The 15,968-nt window shown below is 44.6% G+C and carries 12 protein-coding genes; 7 read left to right on the top strand and 5 right to left on the bottom strand.

The features are described 5' to 3' along the window. The first annotated feature begins 284 nt into the window (after nucleotides 1-284). The 6 genes from thiI (at nucleotide 285) to L1D55_RS03565 (ending at nucleotide 7,806) form a co-directional block, all read left to right on the top strand. Complete coding sequence (thiI, locus tag L1D55_RS03590) at nucleotides 285-1,733, top strand: tRNA uracil 4-sulfurtransferase ThiI (protein WP_239916537.1); 1,449 nt, start codon at nucleotides 285-287, stop codon at nucleotides 1,731-1,733. A 653-nt stretch (nucleotides 1,734-2,386) separates the two neighbouring features. Further along, on the top strand, nucleotides 2,387-3,295 hold the full coding sequence (locus tag L1D55_RS03585; RefSeq protein ID WP_239916536.1) for a transcriptional regulator GcvA: 909 nt from the start codon (nucleotides 2,387-2,389) through the stop codon (nucleotides 3,293-3,295). After that, complete coding sequence (locus L1D55_RS03580) at nucleotides 3,288-3,911, top strand: alpha/beta fold hydrolase (protein WP_137408258.1); 624 nt, start codon at nucleotides 3,288-3,290, stop codon at nucleotides 3,909-3,911. The genes L1D55_RS03585 and L1D55_RS03580 overlap by 8 nt, the downstream gene beginning before the upstream one ends. Next, nucleotides 3,901-4,299: a DUF423 domain-containing protein gene (locus L1D55_RS03575; protein ID WP_128159631.1), complete on the top strand. Its 399-nt coding sequence runs from the start codon at nucleotides 3,901-3,903 to the stop codon at nucleotides 4,297-4,299. Before L1D55_RS03580 ends, L1D55_RS03575 begins: the two co-directional genes overlap by 11 nt. Further along, complete coding sequence (rlmM, locus tag L1D55_RS03570; protein ID WP_239916535.1) at nucleotides 4,296-5,387, top strand: 23S rRNA (cytidine(2498)-2'-O)-methyltransferase RlmM; 1,092 nt, start codon at nucleotides 4,296-4,298, stop codon at nucleotides 5,385-5,387. Before L1D55_RS03575 ends, rlmM begins: the two co-directional genes overlap by 4 nt. A 379-nt stretch (nucleotides 5,388-5,766) precedes the next feature. After that, entirely contained in the window at nucleotides 5,767-7,806 is a 2,040-nt protein-coding gene (locus L1D55_RS03565) for a TonB-dependent receptor (RefSeq protein ID WP_239916534.1), read from the top strand. Between the two features lie 110 nt (nucleotides 7,807-7,916). On the opposite strand, the gene xni is transcribed toward L1D55_RS03565, so the two are convergent. The 5 genes from xni to queF all read right to left on the bottom strand — a co-directional run bounded on the left by xni (nucleotide 7,917) and on the right by queF (nucleotide 15,277). Beyond that, nucleotides 7,917-8,690, bottom strand: coding sequence for a flap endonuclease Xni (gene xni, locus L1D55_RS03560; RefSeq protein WP_239916533.1), 774 nt, complete (start codon nucleotides 8,688-8,690; stop codon nucleotides 7,917-7,919). A gap of 93 nt (nucleotides 8,691-8,783) precedes the next feature. Then, a complete protein-coding gene (ppnN, locus tag L1D55_RS03555) occupies nucleotides 8,784-10,148 on the bottom strand; it encodes a nucleotide 5'-monophosphate nucleosidase PpnN (protein WP_239916532.1) in 1,365 nt (454 codons plus the stop codon). A gap of 287 nt (nucleotides 10,149-10,435) precedes the next feature. After that, nucleotides 10,436-12,001 (bottom strand): GGDEF domain-containing protein, encoded by a 1,566-nt coding sequence (locus L1D55_RS03550; RefSeq protein ID WP_239916531.1) that lies wholly within the window; start codon nucleotides 11,999-12,001, stop codon nucleotides 10,436-10,438. Nucleotides 12,002-12,119: 118 nt separating this feature from the next. Continuing rightward, nucleotides 12,120-14,378, bottom strand: coding sequence for a tetratricopeptide repeat protein (locus L1D55_RS03545; protein WP_239916530.1), 2,259 nt, complete (start codon nucleotides 14,376-14,378; stop codon nucleotides 12,120-12,122). Nucleotides 14,379-14,431: 53 nt separating this feature from the next. Beyond that, the gene (gene queF, locus L1D55_RS03540; protein WP_171367879.1) at nucleotides 14,432-15,277 is read right to left on the bottom strand and encodes an NADPH-dependent 7-cyano-7-deazaguanine reductase QueF; all 846 of its coding nucleotides are present in this window, start codon (nucleotides 15,275-15,277) and stop codon (nucleotides 14,432-14,434) included. A gap of 143 nt (nucleotides 15,278-15,420) precedes the next feature. Here queF and syd point away from each other — a divergent pair, with 143 nt between their 5' ends. Beyond that, nucleotides 15,421-15,966, top strand: a complete 546-nt coding sequence (syd, locus tag L1D55_RS03535) for a SecY-interacting protein (RefSeq protein ID WP_239916529.1) — start codon at nucleotides 15,421-15,423, stop codon at nucleotides 15,964-15,966. Nucleotides 15,967-15,968: the final 2 nt, after the last annotated feature.

Below are 15,968 nucleotides of genomic sequence, written 5' to 3'. Positions count from 1 at the left end.
CTTATGATGAGGTTGGGCTTTTTATTTATGTGGTGAGTGGTTGGCTTATCTACCCATCTATCTATAAGAATGCCGATCGTGAGTAAGCATGCTATTTTTAATAGGGTGTGTATTTATTACTGGTGCCAAAGCAAGCACTCTTTTCCTTGTTTCACTTTCTCATGTATAATTCGCGCCCTTAGATTTAGATATGATCTACTCTTGCTTCAAGTGCTGCGTAAATTCTCCAATTTACTTGGCGAAGAGCCTTTTAAAATTTTGAACATTAATGTTGTGAACGTACTATGAAATTTATTGTTAAGCCCCATCCGGAAATTTTTGTAAAAAGTGAATCGGTGCGTAAGCGCTTCACAAGGATTCTAGAGTGCAACATTCGTAACGTTATTCAGCGTCGCTGTGAAGGTGTTGCGGTATTTAACCGTCGTGACCATATCGAAGTGACGTCTGAGAGTGATAAGTACTACACAGAAGTGCTGGAGGCTCTTACTCATACTCCTGGTATTCACCACTCTTTAGAAGTACAACAGTCAGACTTCAAAGACTTGCACGATATTTACGAGCAAGTTTTAGAGCGCAGCCGTGCTGACATTGAAGGTAAAACGTTCTCTGTTCGTGCTAAGCGTCGTGGTAAACATGAGTTCACGTCTATCGAGCTTGAGCGCTACGTAGGTGGCGGTCTGAACCAAGCAGTTGAGTCGGCACGCGTTAAGCTGAAAGATCCAGAAGTAACGGTTAAAGTTGAAGTCGCTAATGACAAGCTGAACCAAGTTCTGGCGCGTCACAAAGGCCTTGGTGGTTTCCCTCTAGGTACTCAAGAAGACCTACTGAGCTTGATCTCTGGTGGTTTTGACTCTGGCGTATCAAGCTACCTACACATCAAACGTGGCTCTAAAGTTCATTACTGTTTCTTCAACCTTGGCGGTCCTGCGCACGAGATTGGCGTTAAGCAAGTAGCTCACTACCTATGGAACAAGTACGGTTCTTCTGCAAAAGTGAAGTTCATCTCTGTTGATTTCGAACCGGTTGTTGCTGAAATCCTTGAGAACGTAGAAGACGGCCAAATGGGCGTGGTTCTTAAGCGTATGTTCATGCGTGCTGGTGGCATGGTTGCGGACAAGTTCAAGATCGAAGCATTGGTTACTGGTGAGGCACTAGGTCAGGTATCAAGCCAAACGCTAACTAACCTGCGTCACATTGATAACGTAACGGACACGTTGATCCTTCGTCCACTTATCAACTGGGATAAAGAAGACATCATCGACCTTGCGCGCGAGATCGGCACTGAAGACTTCGCGAAAGTAATGCCTGAATACTGTGGTGTTATCTCTAAGAAGCCAACAGTGAAAGCGAAGAAAGGTAAACTTGAAGCAGAAGAAGCTAAGTTTAACTTTGAAGTTCTAGAGCAAGTGATTGAGAACGCTCGTGTTATGGATATCCGTGACATTGAGAAAGAGAGCCAAGAGCAAGCTCCAGAAGTGGAGCAGGTTCAAGCTGTTGCTGAGCACGCTATCGTTCTTGATATCCGCAGCCCAGACGAAGAAGACGAAAACCCATTAGAAATCGATGGCGTTGATGTAAAACACCTGCCTTTCTACAAGCTAGCAACGCAATTTGGCGACCTAGACCAAGGTAAAGAGTACTTACTGTACTGTGACCGTGGTGTTATGAGCCGTCTGCAAGCGCTTTATCTGCAAGAGCAGGGCTTCAAGAATGTTAAGGTTTACCGCCCATAGTCAGGTAGCTTAGAGCATGACTTAGGTTGTAACAGATACAGAAAGCCGCTTACTGAAAAGTAAGCGGCTTTTTATTTATCGGTTGATTGTTATTCTGTAATCGATACAGTTGTTTCACTGTGTTGCTCGTATGGTCTTTTGTTGACAAACAAGCTGATGTTATCAATCGATTTTTAGTTTGCACTGTTAGCATTCGCGTTGTTACCAAAAGGTGCAATTAAATGCTTACTTTTGTATGCGCATGATTGTTTAAGTAATTAGGCTTTACATTTTGTGAGTAGAGTAAAGAAATAGTAAGAATTAATTAGCACAGCTATTGATAAACTTGTTGTTACTTTTCTTTGGGCATAAAAAAACACCGCCTAATAGGCGGTGTAAACAAATTTGACAGACAGGTCAAAATAAATACAGGAAGTAGATGCCTCGTTTCAGCGCGTAGCTGCAACAAAACATTTGGTAGAACTCTACCCAACTCGAAAAGTACGAGTTTGCAAACACAACATCGCAGGAGCTAAGCCAATTGATTCTAGAGAGAATCAAGCCGTTCAGGCTAGCTGCTGCGGAATGAAATATAGAATTTCTCTAGCCGCTAGGCAACGGACAAATTATAATGTTTCAGATAAAAAAAACTAATGCTTATTTAGAGAGTAACTATGTCTCGTCGATTACCCCCATTAAACTCGCTAAGAGTGTTTGAAGCTGCGGCTCGACACTTGAGTTTTACGCGTGCCGCTGAAGAGTTGTTTGTTACTCAAGCTGCGGTTAGTCACCAGATAAAAGCTTTAGAAGAGTTTCTGTCTTTGAAGCTTTTTCGCCGAAGAAACCGTTCTTTGTTGCTCACTGAAGAAGGGCAAAGCTACTTCTTAGATATCAAAGATATATTTACATCATTGGCTGAGGCCACTGATAAGGTGCTTGAGAGAAGTGAGAAGGGCGCGTTAACCATCAGCTTGCCACCAAGCTTTGCGATTCAATGGTTAGTACCAAGGCTTGCTGACTTTAATCAACAAGAACCTGATATCGATGTTCGAATTAAGGCCGTTGATATGGATGAAGGTTCGTTGACGGATGATGTGGACGTCGCAATCTACTATGGTCGAGGGAGCTGGCCGGGCTTGAGAGCCGATAAATTGTATCAAGAGTACTTGGTTCCTCTCTGTTCCCCATCTGTGTTATTGGGAACAAAACCATTAGAATCTCTAAAAGATTTAGCATGCCATACGCTATTGCATGACACCTCTCGTAAAGATTGGAAACAGTTTGCGAAACAAAACGGCATTGATGGCGTTAATGTAAACCATGGACCGATCTTCAGCCACTCAACCATGGTGCTTCAAGCTGCCGCACACGGGCAAGGCATTGCATTGGGCAACAACGTTCTCGCACAACCTGAAATTGAAGCGGGTCGCTTGATTGCGCCGTTTGATGAAGTCTTAGTAAGTAAGAATGCTTTCTATGTTGTGTGTCATGAGAAACAAGCTGACATGGGCCGTATCGCTACTTTCCGTGATTGGATGCTGGCTAAAGCACAAAGTGAACAAGAGGACTTACTTGATGAGTAACATCATTATTGATGGTGAAGATAATCCGATCACCTTTATCTTTGCGCACGGTGCGGGCGCAGGTATGGATCATGAGTTCATGCAGTCGGTAGCCAAAGGGTTAGCCTTTAAAGGGATACGAGTGGTTCGTTTCAATTTCCCTTATATGATTAAGCGTGCCGAAGATGGTAAGCGTCGTCCACCTGACAGAGCGCCTAAGCTGCTTGAAGCCTATCAAGAGATCATTGAACAAACCGATGCTGACAAGCTTGTGATTGGTGGTAAGTCGATGGGAGGCCGCATGGCGAGTCACTTATCTGAGTTGGATAAAGTGGCAGCGATGGCTTGTTTAGGTTTCCCTTTTCATCCTCCGGGTAAGCCAGAGAATTATAAAGGTGAACACCTCGCTTCTTTGCAAAAGCCGTGTCTGATTCTTCAAGGCGAGCGCGATACCTTTGGTAAGCGTGAAGAGTTTGCTGATTTCGACCTGTCGGATTCTATTCGAGTTGAGTTTATTCCTGATGGTGATCATAGCTTCAAACCACGCAAGAGTTCTGGTTATACAGAGCAACAGAACATCGCATTAACGGTTGAAAAGCTCTCAGCATTTATTAAAGAGGTGCTTAATGAAAAGTAAGTACCTACTTACCTTCGCTGGTCTATCTGGCGCTATTGCGGTGATGCTTGGCGCGTTTGCTGCACACGGTTTAAAAGCTATTTTGCCTGAGTACCTGTTAGGTGTATTCGAAACGGGTGTTCAGTATCAGTTTATTCACACGTTAGCGATACTCGCGTGTGGTGCTCTGCTACAGATGAAACTTGGCGCTAAATCACAAAAATATTTTTTCATTGCGGCAATTTGCTTTATCATCGGCATCCTTTGTTTTAGTGGCAGCCTGTATGCGTTGGCACTGACAGGAATAAAATGGTTTGGCCCAATAACTCCGTTTGGTGGTCTACTATTTATCATTGGTTGGGGAGTCTTCTCCTTCGCTGCTTTGAATATAAAAGAGGTAACTCAGTGAAACACGTACTACTTTATTGTCGCTCTGGTTTTGAAAAAGAATGTGCTGGCGAAATTCAAGACAAGGCAACACAACTGGAAGTGTTTGGTTTTCCTCGCTTAAAGAACAATACCGGTTTCGTATTGTTTGAATGTTACCAAGCTGGTGAAGCGGACAAGTTGATCAAAGAGATCGATTTCCAATCATTGATCTTTGCTCGTCAAATGCTAGCTGTAGCAGTTGAAATCAAAGATCTACCAACCGATGACCGCATCTCTCCAATTCTTGAGGCGCTTTCTGAGAAAGAAGGTTTCCCACGTTGTGGTGATATCCGTATTGAAACGCCAGATACTAACGAAGCAAAAGAGCTACTGAAGTTCTGTCGTAAGTTTACAGTGCCAATGCGCCAAGCTATGCGTGGCAAAGGTCTGATGACAGCTAAGGATAACGCTAAGAAGCCTGTGCTTCATTTTTGCTTCATCGCACCGGGTCACTGTTTTGTTGGTTATTCTTACCCAACCAACAACTCACAATTCTTTATGGGCATCCCTCGTTTGAAGTTCCCTTCAGATGCGCCAAGCCGTTCTACATTGAAGCTAGAAGAAGCGTTCCACGTGTTCATCCCTCGTGATGAGTGGGATGAGCGTCTTGCTCCGGGTATGTGGGGTGTAGATTTAGGTGCCTGTCCAGGTGGTTGGACTTACCAATTGGTTAAGCGCTCGATGTTCGTTCACTGTGTCGATAACGGCATGATGGCAGACAGCCTGATGGAAACTGGCCAAATCAAACACCACATGGTGGATGGCTTTAAGTTCGAACCAGACCGTAAGAACGTCACTTGGATCATCTGTGACATGGTTGAAAAACCAGCGCGCGTTGCACACCTTATGGGTGAGTGGATCATCAAAGGTTGGGCGAAAGAAGCACTATTCAACCTTAAACTGCCAATGAAGGGCCGTTACGATGAAGTTCTGCAAGATATTGAGAACTTAAAACTGTTCCTGATTGAGAACAAAGTGAAGTTCAAGATGCAGGCGAAGCACTTATATCATGACCGTGAAGAGATTACCGTTCATATTCAGTCGCTTTCAAACATCTCACCGCACTAATATTAGCGTTGATATATCAGTGATAAAAATGCTCCTTTAAGGGGCATTTTTTGTATCTAAAATTCGTTAAATATTCGGATTTAGGCGCGTTAATGAAGTCAAAATCGTCGAAATGTCGGCTATTTCAGTATTCGAATATTAAAAAAGCCGTAAGTGATCGAGACTTACGGCTACCTATCTTCAGGGGTGATACGAAGCAGGATTTATTCAAAGATTCAGCAGCAAAACGAAGTAAGTTTTACAGCGAGGGCATCTTAGCAAAATTTATTTTATGAAAAGTAAGTGAACGTAAGTAAAGAATGCAAATGATAAGAATTATCATTCAACTTGTGTAATATTCACGTCCCTGACTTAAATCTATAAAACATAAAAACACAGTATGAAACTTAAAGCACTTTCAGTAGCCGTTACGGTTGCCTTAACTTCATTTACAGCCCTTGCTGCCGACGAACAAGAAACGGTAGTGGTAATTGGTTCAGCTCTTGATCAACTTGTTCAGACTGAAATCAACTCTGACACACTTGAAAAGAAACAAGCATCAGACATTAAAGACGTTCTGAATACTATGCCAAGCGTAACGGTAGACGGAAACGCACGTTACTCTCGCAAAGTGTATGTACGTGGTATGGAAGACAAGTTTGCCGTGGTGACTATTGATGGTGCACGTCAAGAAGGTCAGCTGTTCCACCACTCTGGTGATCAGGCCATTGACCCAGCGATGCTTAAGCGTGCTGAAATTGAATTAGGCGGTAACTCTGCACTGTCTGGCTCTGGTGCGATTAACGGCTCATTCAGCTACGAGACAAAAGATCCAAGCGACCTTCTTAAACCAGGTGAAAGCATTGGTGCTCGAGTTAAAACTAGCTACCAAACGGCTTACGAACGTTTCGCAACCAACGTTGCTGTGTATGCAAAAGTAAACGACAAGCTGCAATTCATGGGGATTGCAAACTACTCTGAAGATGGTGACCTGCACATCCCAGATCAGGAAGCGGTGACATCTAAGCAAGGCGAACTGAAGTCTGGCATCGCGAAAGTGGTATTCATCCCGAATGACGCTAATGAATTTAAACTGACTTTTAACCGATACAACGATGGCGGTAAACGTCAGCTTTCTGGTGAGAAGGCCGGTGCTCTGTATGCGGATGAGGAGCACAACTACCATTCGCTTAACCGTGATACTGTGACTCTGCAACACGAATACGATGCGGGTAGCGACTTAGTACACCTAAAAACTAATATTTATTACAACCGCCAGTACATGGATCGTGATGCTCTAACAGAAGAGTACGGCGATTGGAATCAAGTAAATGGCTCTTGGGAATTTACTAAAGATGGTGACTTATCAATCCCACATCGTGAATACAATGTGACGACTATTGGTGGTGACATTCGCAATATCTCTTGGGTTGGTGAGCATGAGTTAACTTACGGCCTTGATGGTTATAAAGCAGAGCAATGGATTGACGCGGGTGACGGTGTTTACCAAAGCGGTTCTAAGCAAGGTGAAACCAAGAAGTACGGTATGGATGGTGGTACCGTGACAGCTTACGGCCTTTACCTACAAGACATGTACGAGTTTAGTGACTTCCGTTTAACAACAGGTTTACGTTACGACGTTCATAAGCTTGGTGGTGTTTACGATGGTGATTTTGACCAGCTGTCTCCTAAATTCAAAGGTGAATACCAAACCACGGAGAATCTAAAACTTCGCGTAGGGTACGGTCGTTTGTTTAAAGGTGCATCATTGCCAGAAGCATTAACGATGAAAGCCGCATCTGATGTTAATCAGTCTGATACTAAGGCGATGACGGGTAATAACTACGAGGCTGGTTTTGATTACGAGCTGACACGTCTACTGGCGGCGGACTACGCTATCCTAGGTTTCACGGCTTACACCTACAACCTAGATAATCAAATGCACCCAACTAAGAATAACTCAACACTGGCAAACCAGTATGATGTTGAAGTGTGGGGTGTAGAAACGGTACTGAGCTACGCACTAGACTCTCTGAGTGTATACGCTAACCACTCTTACTCGGATGGTGATCAGAAAGACCTAGAGAGTGGCAAAACAAGCCACATGAGCAAAACTGGCATTCACAACTTTAAAGCGGGCTTTAACTACAGCCTAAACAGTGAGTTGGTGTTTGGTTGGGACTCTCGCTTCGTTCCGGGTAATGACTACACGGATGAAAAGGGTGAGCAAGTGAAGCGTGCTGGTTTTGCTACGCATAATATTTGGGCGGCTTACACACCTACGTTTGCGAAAGACCTAGAGATGAACATCGGTATCGATAACATTCTTGATAAGAAATACGCAGAGCATACTGGCTTTGGTATCTCTTGGGGCTCAGATAAGTACACCAGCTACGAAGCCGGTCGTAACTTCAAAGCTTCTATCGCTTATAACTTCTAATCATCCGATTAAGTTCAGTTAGGCGGCAGCCAAAATAACAAAAAGCCTTAGTATCGACTAAGGGTTTTCTGTATCTGGAACTTCGTATAACAAAGGGTTTCTATGTAGAGTTAAGCGCTCGCTTCGTAACGAATATCTTGCAGGTTAAAACCTAAATCTATGTCTGTTTTGAGAGCTGAGACTTGCTTACACACTCGAGCGGACTCAATGTGTTCATCAAACTTCTTACGATATTTCTTCGGTAAGTCTTCCGCTTGGTATGCAGTTTCAATATCGGGGTACGAAGTTAATATCTCTTTTGCTGCTTTCGGCCCTACGCCAGGGATGCCAGGCACTTGGCTAGAGCTTACACCGGTTAATCCCCAGTAATCTGCAAGCTGTTCTGGTTTTACACCAAACTCCGCCTCGATAAAGGGCTTATCTAACCAGCGATGTTGGAAATAATCACGGATCTGCAGGGTAGGCGACAACAGTTGGCAGTAGCCTTTGTCTGTAGAGATGATGGTGACGGTCTCGCCATGGTCTGCGACCTTCTTAGCCAGCGTTGCCACTAAATCATCAGCTTCATCGCCATCGGACAGTAACGAATCTATGCCTAATTCCCACCAAGCTTGTTGGATCGCATCAAGGCCTTGCATGAGCGGCTCTGGCATGGGTTTACGGTTCTGCTTGTAAGCAGGCAGTACTTCCGCGCGCCAGCCTCGGTCTTGCAGGTGATGATCAAACACCGCGATGATATGAGTCGGCTTGGACTCGGAAATAATCTTATTCAGAGTGCGAGTTGTCGTGTTGATGGTTCTTGCTATATCGGTTGGATCCGGCTGAGCGGAGTGCACGCGTCGGATGAGGTTCAAGGCATCGATAATAACAAGATGGATAGACATAAGTTTCCACTAAATTGGCAATAAAAAAGGGGCTGCTAGCCCCTTATAGTAACGTATCAGTTAGTGAGTTGAAACGTTGGTAGCGTAAACGCCTCAATCACTTGAAGCGATTTTGTAGCAAGGCACGTAGTCGGTACCGCCCGGTAGCTTCATTCGATGTTGTTCAACAAAGTCGTTAAGCAGTTGGTCCATCTTAGTCATCAGCTCTTTGTCACCATCGATAATGAATGGGCCGTGTTTTTCTATCTCTAGAATACCCTCAGCTTTGACATTACCCGCAACAATACCCGAGAACGCTTTACGCAGATTTGCCGCAAGGCTTTCTGTTTTCTGGTCCATATGTAGGTCGAGTGCTGCCATCGATTCGTGAGTCGGATCGAACGGCAGTTGGAACTCAGGCTCAATATGCAGTGACCAGTTATAGCTGTACGCATCGCCGGTCTCTTTACGGTGAGAACGTACGTCCGGCATAGCTTGCTTCATGATTTTCGCGGCGCGAGCCGGATCATCAATCACGATCTCATAATGTTTTTGTGCTTCTGGACCTAATGTCTCACCAATAAACTTATCGATCGAGCGGAAGTAAGCTTCGCTCTCTTTTGAGCCCGTTAACACAATCGGCATTGGCTGATCGGCGTTATTCGGGTGCATCATAATACCTAAGATGTACAACAGCTCTTCGGCAGTACCTGGACCTCCAGGGAAGATAATGATGCCATGCGCCATACGAACAAACGCTTCAAGACGCTTCTCGATATCAGGCATGATCACTAGCTCATTCACAATAGGGTTTGGTGGCTCTGCCGCAATGATGGATGGTTCAGTCAGACCTAGGTAACGGTGGTCGGTGTAACGCTGCTTCGCGTGACCAATTGCCGCCCCCTTCATTGGGCCTTCCATCGCGCCTGGTCCACAACCAGTACAGATGTTGAGTTCTCGCAAGCCTAGTTCATTACCCACTTCACGAGTGTATTGGTATTCGCTGGCATTGATTGAATGACCGCCCCAACACACGATGAGGTTCGGTTCGATACCCGGAGTTAGTGCTCCGGCGTTTCTCAAAATACCAAACACTAGGTTAGTAATATGAGTGGCGTTGGTCAGGTTAAGCCTTTGATTGTCAGCTAGGTGCATGTTGACGTACACAATGTCACGCAGCACTGAAAATAGGTGTTCTTGAATACCCTTGATGATTTCGCCATCAACAAAGGCATGCTCTGGCGGATTGCTCAGTTCGAGCTTAATACCACGCTCACGGCGTACGACTTCCACATCGAACGATTTGTATTTATCGAGCAATTCCTTGGAGTTGTCGGTATGACTACCCGAGTTAAGTACCGCTAACGTACAGTTACGATACAGTTGGTACAGATCACTAGACGCGGTTTTCTTAAGACGCTCAACCTCAAGTTGAGAGAGTAAATCCATGCTACCGGCAGGGCTGATATGAGTGATCATAGTGCCTCCTTGTTGATAAGAGCAGGGGAGACAGTTAAGTAACCCTCTGGCTCGAGAGTGAGAAGCAAACGTTGAAAGTGTTTGGTTAAAGGTGAGAGAGTTAACCAGACGAAACGAATACGACAGCGTTGCTTAATGGATTATATAAACTGCTCAAGAGCGAATATATGGCATTGCTTGCCAAGAATGCTTGTTAAGCGAATGTTAATCATTAGCTTAGCAAACATTGAGGAAATTGGTATGTGATAAGTATTTGAAAAAATGAAATAAATTAAATTTAAGGCTGCTTAGTGCCAAACAAGTTGGTTGCTACCGCGCTGTTTTGCCTTATTTAAAGTTTTATTGAGTCGCTCTAATACTTCTTCTGGTGTATCTGACTCTTTGAACTGAGTACTTGCAGCACATAAGGTTATCGTGATTTGTTGGTCACGGAACTTAAATGGCAAACGGCTCACTTGAGTCTGAATGTTTTGTATCACCTGATGACAATATTCATCGGTCTGCTCTGGGAGCAGCAAAACAAACTCTTCACCAGAAAAACGAGCCACAGTATCAGTGGTGCTGGTTTCTTTGGTGATGGTTCGTGCTATGATTTTCAGTGCTTTATCGCCCGCTGTGTAACCAAAGCTATCGTTGATCGATTTGAAGTTGTCGATATCAAGCAGCACTACACGTAGTGAGTGTTGTGCACGAATCCAACGGCGGTACTCAAGCTCTAAACGATCAGTAAAAGCAGTACGGTTGTAAACCTTCGTTAGCGGATCAAGTAGCATACGCTGAGCCTGATCTTCTAGACGTTTGCGGTAATCTTGAGTTACTTCATACAGTGAATCGAGCTGAGTTTTTCCGTAGCTCATTCGTTCGATCAGTGCTTGCTCTTTTTGCTCGGCGTGATTCAACCTTTCTGATAGAGAGGCAATTTCATTGAGTAGGGGACTGATCGACTGCTTTAAGCTATCAACATCCTTCGCTTTATCTAAAGAGTTCTGACTCTTACTCACTAGCTCTGTTAGCTCTGAGTTTAGACCTTGGCGATGCTCAAAATAGCTTTGGCTTTGATCGGTATTTTGATCTGCCGTTTTGATGCTCGATGCGAGTGACGCGTTAAGTTGATCGATAAACTGCTCAGATTTTTTTCGCTCGAGCGTGGTGCCTTCAATGACCAGTTTGAGGATCTGAAGTGTCAGCTCAAGCAGGTTTTGTGTAGAAACACCAAGCAATAGCTTTGCGCGAATATCGGTCAGCATGTCACCTGATTCTCCCTCAAAATCGAGTTCAGTAATCAGATGTTGTAATTCGTTTGATAGGTCGGAAAGGAGCTCTTGTTCCGGAGAATGTGCAGCGTCAGCAAACTGCGAGCGTGAGTTGTTCGCCATAATCTTGATGGCACGCTCATAAATACCGAGTAGCTTTATTGCATGGTCGACTTTCTGACTGCCATTGCATTCGGAGAAGCTAAGTAAGTTTCGTAGGTCTCGCTTGAGCTGCGCTGGAAGACCAGTTATGCGTTGCAGCGTTTCCCCACTGTGCTTAATGCTATCGTCCAGATATCCGTTCTGTTTATCCATAGCCAACGTTTTCTGCTTTAGCATCCTTTCAAGTACTGCCAGCTTTGGGATCATTGAGCTAATGTCTTTTTGCTTTTCTAGCTCTTCCCTAAGGGCAATGAGGTTTTCATCTAAATGGCTATTGCTGCCAACGCACGCGTCGCTTAACGATGTGACGATACGCTTTAGAACTTTTTGTTCGCGAATAAATTTGAACGAGGTGTCTCTTTGCGTCAAACGAACTTGCTCCAACTGAAATTTCAGCTGGTGGAGTTGCGCCTGAATGTCTTTTTCAAGAATGCCCATAGATGTATTAAATAGCGCCGCGTAGATCGAACTCGATCATTTTGATGAAATTCCGTTACATCGATAATAACAAAACTAAAAATAAGGTCACGAGTTGCAAGTCTTAACCGCTCGCAAATCAGTCATCTTTTAGCATTTTTTTGATGTTGTCCTCATTCTGGTACGAGGATTGTATTTTTATTAGCCCTTGATTAATCGCATGTTTACAGGCTTCTCTTATGTTACCTGTTGCAAGGCTTGCGGCTGGTGCATTGTCGATGGCTTTGAGGTATACCCATTGGCTGCTGCGCTCTTTGAGACTTATCTCACGCGCTAGGTTTGTCGACATCAATAGTACATCTAATTGCTCTTGATCGTTTATCGCGGTGTACGCACGTGGCAAGAATGGGTAGTCAGCGATACCCATGCGAACGGTACGATTGATATTACGTTCGGTCTCGAACTCATTCACCCAATCTTGAATTTTTCTGAACATGGCTTCAGGCGATGAATCACGATCTGAATTCGGTTCGATGTAGAGTAGGTTGGCATCCGAAAAATGGTAAACGCGAGATGGTCCTTCCAGTTTCGATTTGAGGAACTCACCGAATGCATCTTCGAGCTCTAGGCCGGCTTTGTAACCATTCTGCGTGTACATATTGCGTAGGAAAGGTAGATCAATCATCACGAAGCGCAAGCGGTCGTTCAGTGGTTCATGAATCAGTTCACCCATTTGCCATTGCTCAAAGGTTTGGCTAGTTTGCTCCAAAGAGTTCGACAGTTTGGCGTTTAGCATTCTTAGGTTAGGCAGCTTGGAACGCGAGTGCGTAAAGAGATCGGTGCGCAGTGAATCGACTTCTTTGGCCAAGGTTTGAATGATGTAGCCTCGGCGTAGCACGAAGAAGAACAGCACAATACTGAATAGGAATAGCGCGAAGGCGATCTTCTGGAACTTACGATGTTCAAGTTTGTACTTTTCTAGCTCTTGCGCTTGACCTGCGTAGTGCAAGGTCTGCTCGGCGAACTCTTTCTGTTGGCGGAATGCATCTTCACCAACACGGTTGAGTTTTTGCTGCTCTAAAGAGACTAGGCTGTTGTATTGCTTGAGGTTAGCGAGCGCCTGCTGCGGGCGACCGGCTTGTTCGTAACCCAAAGAGAGCAAGTAGTATGAGCGTTGTGATAAGCGAGAGTTCTCGACTTGGCGTGAGATCTCAAGCGCGCGTGTCGCATGCTTGATCACATCTTCGCTCTCTTGCAGGTGGTAAGCCAGCCCAGCCGATAGCAGCGCAGCACGGCCTTCCAGTTTTGGCATATCGGTATACTCGAGCAGTTCAAGAGCACGGGAGAGGTACTGTTCTGCAAGAGGGTAATTATAAAGGCGCAGGTAAGTCGCTGATAAACTTAAGCGAATATCGATGACTTGGTAGATATCTCGGTCAGTACTTTCGTGGTCTAACACATTGAAGAAATGCACTAGGGCAAGGTTGTATTTGCCTTGGTAGAAGTACACATCACCCATTTTCTTGAGCACTTGAGCTAATACTGGTGAGTTTTCAAAGTTGTCATAGAAATCAGCGGCTTGAGAAAGGTGCTCTAGTGCTTTGTCTAACACTTGGCGCTCAAAGAACAGCTGTGCCAGTAGACGGTTCACTTTTGCTAAGCGTGCACTCAGGTTGCCTTCGACTGACTTCCAGTAGCCATACAACAATTCAGACAGCGCGTGATTGTACTCTTTGTGGTTCAGATAAAACTCACCGACTGCAATGTGGTAGTCGATGGATACCTTTTCTGAATAACGTTGGTCGAGGTAATTCTTAGCTTCTTGGTAGTACTTTTCCGCTTCATCGATCTTGTTGTCGTATGACGCAATGTCTGCTTTCAACATGATTAAGCGGTAGGTGATACCTTCTGTTAAGCGCAAGGTTTTGCTGACTGATTCTAGGTTTGCTTCGATAGTTTCGAGTTCGGCTTTGGCTTTGTCTGACTTTCTGTCATTGAGCCAAACTAAGCGAACTTTTAGGATCTCAAGATCCACCTTTAGATAGTCAAGCTTGTAGGTTTTAGCGAGTTCCGAGGCTTTTTCGATGTGCTTGATCGCAATACGAATATTACCAAGGTTGTACTCTGCTTTCGCTAAGATCTTGTAAGCATCAATACTGCTGTTTGGAGTGCGGATCGAAGAGTCTGTCTCTTCACGAGAAATCGCTGAAGGGCTTTTCTCGCGTTGATCAGAAAGGACACGCAGCGTCAGATAGCTGTTGGCCATTTTTTTTGCTTGGCTTGGTTCTATCTCAACCAAGTTATTGGCTTCGTTGAGTAGCGCCGAAGAATAGACCGACGCATTCACCGAGGTGCTCAAGCTTAAAATAAATAGGCTAACAACGTATAACCAACGCATTTCAGTGTCCTTTAAAGATTAGGTAGGTGCCAAATAAGTATGTGGTTTGCCGATTATTGGCGAGCCATACGCTTATTGTGGCTTGGTCTATCTTGCTCTGTTGAACGGTATGGGTTGATATCCAGACCACCACGACGCGTGTAACGTGCAAACACAGTTAACTTCGAAGGCGCGCAGTATTTCATGATATCAGTGAAGATACGCTCAACACATTGTTCGTGGAATTCGTTGTGCTCACGGAATGAAACTAAATAGCGCAGCAGGGCTTCACGGTCAATTTGCTTGCCTGAATATGCGATCTCAACGCTACCCCAGTCTGGTTGATTGGTGATCAAGCAGTTCGATTTTAATAGATGACTGTGAAGTGTTTCTTCCACCTCTTGCTCTCCAGCAGCACCTTCAAGCAGTGACGCTTCAAAGTCGTAGCTAGTGATTTGGATATCTTGATTATCGATACATTCACCTTCCATCGTCACGATAGGCTGGTTGGTGTAGTCGGTTACCGAGTTAACATTCACGATCACAGCTTCGCCCGCACATGCCGACAGATCTTGAGTTAAGCGCTCAGTCACTTGTTCCCAGTTTTCGAATTGAGTCTGGTTGTAGCTGTTCAGATACAGCTTGAAAGATTTTGATTCAATTAAATTTGGGCTAGTTGCTGGGATGAAAACTTCACCTACCGCCACTTGTGGCAGGCCATTTGTATTCAGCCATGAAAGCTCGTACATAGTCCAAATATCATGACCAACAAAAGGCAACTCGCCGTTTAGCGCTAGATCGTCACGATTCAGGCTACGCGGTACTGGTTGCAATAAACTTGCATCGTATTGGTTAGAGTACTCAGTTTTTTGGCCCAGCGTTAAACCCGCTAGTTCTTTTGCGTCAGAATATTTGCTCATACTTTCGTTTCAAATTCGATTAGAATGGGGTCGATTTTACTGAATCCCCTTTACCCTGTCATTACGTCATCGCTTATTAGACAAGCTTATTTGGCAAGGAAAGGCTCAGATTCTATTTATTATTATGTGTTTAGGAGATTTTCATGACTCAACGTGCTCAAGACGCACTGGTTTCTTTTAGTCAGCGATACGTTGACGCGTGGCAACAGCAACACCAAACTTTACCTCGCAATGAGGAGTTGGTGGACATCGTATCGCCATGCGTAGAAGAAAAGAGCGGTGACGCTGTGTTATGGAAACACTACCCACGTGAGCAATTCGCTGATTTTACTAACGTAGAAACAGGCATCGAGCTAACGCTGCATGAAGACATCAAAACCTTCTATGGTGCTCAATACAGCGCAGATATGAATGCGACGTTTGACGGTAATGAGCTGACTCTTTTGCAGATTTGGAGTGATGAAGACTTCGAATGCCTGCAAGAAAATATTCTAGGTCACTTGGTAACGCAGCGTCGTCTAAAGCTGAAACCGACGGTTTTCATCGCAGCGACTGATGCAGAGCTGGATGTTATCTCTATCTGTAACTTAACTGGCAACGTGATTTTAGAGCGCTTAGGCACCAAAAATCGTGATGTACTCGCTGAGACATTGGCTGAGTTTTTAGAAAAGTTACAACCAGCGGTATAGAT

Origin of the sequence: Vibrio sp. Isolate22, from assembly GCF_022398115.1 — a bacterium.
GTDB lineage: Bacteria > Pseudomonadota > Gammaproteobacteria > Enterobacterales > Vibrionaceae > Vibrio.
The sequence above is the reverse complement of the archived record's forward strand: the minus strand, read 5'-3'. Positions and strand labels throughout refer to the sequence as shown.